Origin of the sequence: Microcystis sp. LE19-8.1F (assembly GCF_027531715.1) — a bacterium.
Classification (GTDB): Bacteria; Cyanobacteriota; Cyanobacteriia; order Cyanobacteriales; family Microcystaceae; genus Microcystis; species Microcystis wesenbergii_A.
On sequence record NZ_JAPZSO010000150.1, the window covers coordinates 1 to 3506 of the forward strand.

Annotated in this window: 1 protein-coding gene and 4 pseudogenes; 4 read left to right on the forward strand and 1 reads right to left on the reverse strand. The window is 38.9% G+C overall.

Translation table 11 applies throughout. From position 1 onward, the window contains the following. Positions 1-285: 285 nt before the first annotated feature. The 4 genes and pseudogenes from O9334_RS14950 to O9334_RS14965 all read left to right on the forward strand — a co-directional run. Positions 286-441 (forward strand): annotated as a pseudogene (locus O9334_RS14950) (cobalt-precorrin-5B (C(1))-methyltransferase); the annotation flags it as partial. A gap of 43 nt (positions 442-484) precedes the next feature. After that, positions 485-1057 (forward strand): annotated as a pseudogene (locus O9334_RS14955) (IS1634 family transposase); the annotation flags it as partial. Positions 1058-1212: 155 nt separating this feature from the next. Continuing rightward, positions 1213-2175, forward strand: coding sequence for a capsular polysaccharide synthesis protein (locus O9334_RS14960; RefSeq protein WP_288000874.1), 963 nt, complete (start codon positions 1213-1215; stop codon positions 2173-2175). Positions 2176-2277: 102 nt separating this feature from the next. Beyond that, positions 2278-3263: pseudogene (locus O9334_RS14965) on the forward strand (IS30 family transposase); the annotation flags it as partial. Here O9334_RS14965 and O9334_RS14970 read toward each other — a convergent pair. Next, positions 3255-3506 (reverse strand): annotated as a pseudogene (locus tag O9334_RS14970) (helix-turn-helix domain-containing protein); the annotation flags it as partial. The pseudogenes O9334_RS14965 and O9334_RS14970 sit on opposite strands and share 9 nt — an antisense overlap.

Sequence of the window (3506 nt, forward strand, 5' to 3'; positions counted from 1 at the left end):
AGTCATCGAATCTAGCGCACCATCTCTCGAAGCAGGGCGGCATAGCGGATGGGGTCGTTTCTCCCATGGGCGTATTTTGACGTGAAAGCCTACTATGACTTGATTATAGCTAAAAAAATTCGGTTCTGTGTTTAAGTCCCATTAAACAACTCTCTCCTGAGATTAGAAAAAAATATCCTGAAATTACTTGGCGTAAAATTGCAGGGTTTCGAGAAAAATAGCAGCGGTTGCCCCTTGGTTCTATAATCAGATCACGGCTAATTTGATTGGCTATCGACCCTATTCATGTCTATCTCCCCACCCCGTTCGGGTTACACTTTACCGGTTTTTGCCTGTGCCAGTGCGATCGCATCTCTCCAGCATCTCCACGGCGAAAATGCGCTAAATTCCGTTACTTTTAATCTTTTAGAACCGCCAGAAACCGTTACAATTGCCAAAGAACCCTGGCCAACCTCTCAAAATTACCCGATGATATTATCGACAAGAAGAAGGCTTTTCCTATCAGCGTAAGGTGGAATTAATCGCTCAAGAAACGGCATTGGATGGTGTATATGTGTTAAGAACTTCTGTTGAGTTAACGTTGATGGATGCAGCGACAACGGTTAAGGCTTATAAAAGTTTATCTCAAGTGGAGGAGGCATTTCGCTGTTATAAGTCAATTGATTTAAAGGTACGTCCTATCTATCATTATCAGGGTGATAGAGTCAAGGCTCATATCTTTTTATGTATGTTAGCTTACTATGTAGAATGGCATTTAAAACAATCTTTAGCTCCTTTACTCTTTGAGGATGAAGAAATTGATGATAGCTCTCTTAATGTCATTAAAGCGAATCCCAGTGAATCGGGGCAATCTAAAGAGAGAAAAAAAGCAATTAAGAAAACTTTACCGTGTCTAGTTTTCGGACTTTATTGGAGGACTTGGGGACAATTTGCTTGAATACAGTAGAATGTACGATTAGAGAGGGAAGTTATCGTTTTTCTAAGATAACTCGACCGACTTCTCTGCAACAATCATGCGTTAGATTTATTGGGGGTTTCCTTAATTTGTACCCAGTAACGGGGCAGCAGAAATTCTCTTAATCCCTCCTACAGCAGATGTTATGGCCTTTTGTCAACGGGGAAGTCCAGGTATAGAAACACGATTGACAAAATTAGCAAGGTCAATTACAATATCAAAGGTTACATATTTTAGCTGGCAGTAAAAGTTATTTTATGAGTTATGTTATCCCTAAAACTATCTGGATGTTCTGGGCGCAGGGTTATGAAAATGCCCCTAATATCATTAAAAAATGTCGAGAATCTTGGGGAAAATACAATCCTGACTGGACAATTAATGTTTTGGATATGGAAAACTTGACAAATTTTTTACCAGATTTCTGGATAAATTTTTCTAAAAATATTGACTTTCTAAAATCAAATTTAGCTGCTTTAGCTGACCTTCTCAGAGTTAATTTACTCCGTCAACATGGAGGAGTTTGGGTAGATGCAACTTGCTTTTGTTGTCTTTCCCTAGATGATTGGTTAACCGAATATACAAAACAGGGTTTTTTTGCTTTAAATCATATCAATAAAAATAAATTAATGGACAATTGGTTCATGGCTGCTGACAAAGAATCTTATCTGATTCAACAATGGTGTGCTTATATGAATTCTGACTTTATTACTAATCGATATAAGGCTTATTGGCATAATTTTTACAGATATGAAAATAATCTGATTCAGTCAAAAAACTTTAAATTTTTCAGAACAATTCTCCTAAAGATAGGCAACAAACTGAGAGAGGGACTATTAAAATACTCTCTGCGTGATCCCAAATCGACCCTAACTCTTGTGAATCCTTTCATCCAAAAATTTCAGTATCTTTACTATTTTCATTACTCTTTCCATTTTACTAAACTTGTTTTTCGTGACTCAAAAGCAAAAACCATTTGGGACAGTACCCCTCATCTTCCCTGTAATGAAATGTTAGTATTGGGAGGTAGTGAGTTAGTAAAAATTCCCCTATCAGAAACCCTGAAAATCAAGGAACATATTGACCAAAAAAAAGCCCCACTTTATAAGTTAACCTATAAATCTCAACATCTAAGTTCTGATTTGGATATAAAAGAGACTGCTTTGTACTATCTAATCGGCCATCATCTGGGGTCTGATCAGGCAAATAACTTTAGTATATAGCGCCAATTCAAAAATGAAACGCATCAACCTCAAGAGTTGACAAAGAAAGGCTCATCAGGTACTGTCTGATCATTAACAAAAACAAATCAGACCCAAAAACGAAGCCCCCAACATCTTAACAGAGAACAAAGAAACTTACTCTACCAACTTAGTCAAGAGGGAAATTTATCTCAACGGCAAATGGCCGTCTGGCTCGGATGTCATCAAAGCACGATAGCACGAGAATTAAGAAGGAATCAAAGTTGCCTCGGCTGCTATCTACCTGACACAGCACAAGCTCAAAGCGAGACGCGCCGAAAAAATGCCAAACAACCCTTTAAAAATGTCAGCGAGTCAGCCTTAGAGTTGGTGAAAAAAGGATTGAAATATTATCATAGTCCCGAACAAATAGCAGGTCGTCTGAAAAAAGCTGGTCAAGAATCTCTCAGTCACGAAACTATCTATCAAATGATCTATCAGAACTATCAAGACTGTGGAAAGTATCAAGAATACCTACGCGGCTGGACGAGGAAAAAGAAAGAGTCGATACGGTGGGAAAAGTAAGCGTGGAGGGATTCTGTGGCGTGTAGATAGCTGCGAGCGACCAGCAATTGCTGACCAGAAAACCGAAATCGGTCATTGGGAAAGTGACACAATGATTGGAGGAAATCATCTAGGAGTTCTCGTTACATATATGGACAAAGGCTCGAAATTTTTAGTAGCAGGATTAGCCAAAAACAAAACCGCATCGGAAATCAACCCTTGTCACAGAAAAACTTTTCCAAGAGATTCCCCCTGACAAAAGAAAAACCTTTACTTGTGACCAGGTCAAAGAATTTTGTGGACATCAAGAGTTGAGTCAGAAACTAGGAGCAGATTTTTATTTTGCTACTCCTTACCATTCTTGGGAGAGGGGATTAAACGAGCCTACCAATGGACTGTTAAGACAATTTTTTGCCAAGGGAACGAATTTCAAAATTGTTAAGCCAGAGCAGGTAGAAAGAGCCGTAAACTTGATTAACAATCGTCCTCGAAAATGTCTTGACTATCGTACCCCGAATGAGGTATTCTATGAAGCTAGATCAGACAGTGATGCAATTCAGACTTGAATCGGCCAAGCTTTGTCTAATCGTCTCAATCGACACTTGTTCAACTACTTTTAGTTCTACCATTTTATCCGCCAGCATTTGAAGAGTCCAACTCCTTTTTTCCCTTGGGGTTTCACTACAAGCAATCGCCATTAGATCGGCTTCTTTTTCCCCATCAATTATTCTCGGACGACGTTTTTTTTGCTCTCGTCGATTTAGGGCTGATTCTATCCCTTCTTCAACAAACCTTTTTCTGATCCTTTC

Coding starts and splice junctions, on each gene's coding strand:
- O9334_RS14960 (WP_288000874.1), top strand. CDS start 1,213: ATGAGTTATGTTATCCCTAAAACTATCTGGATGTTCTGGGCGCAGGGT.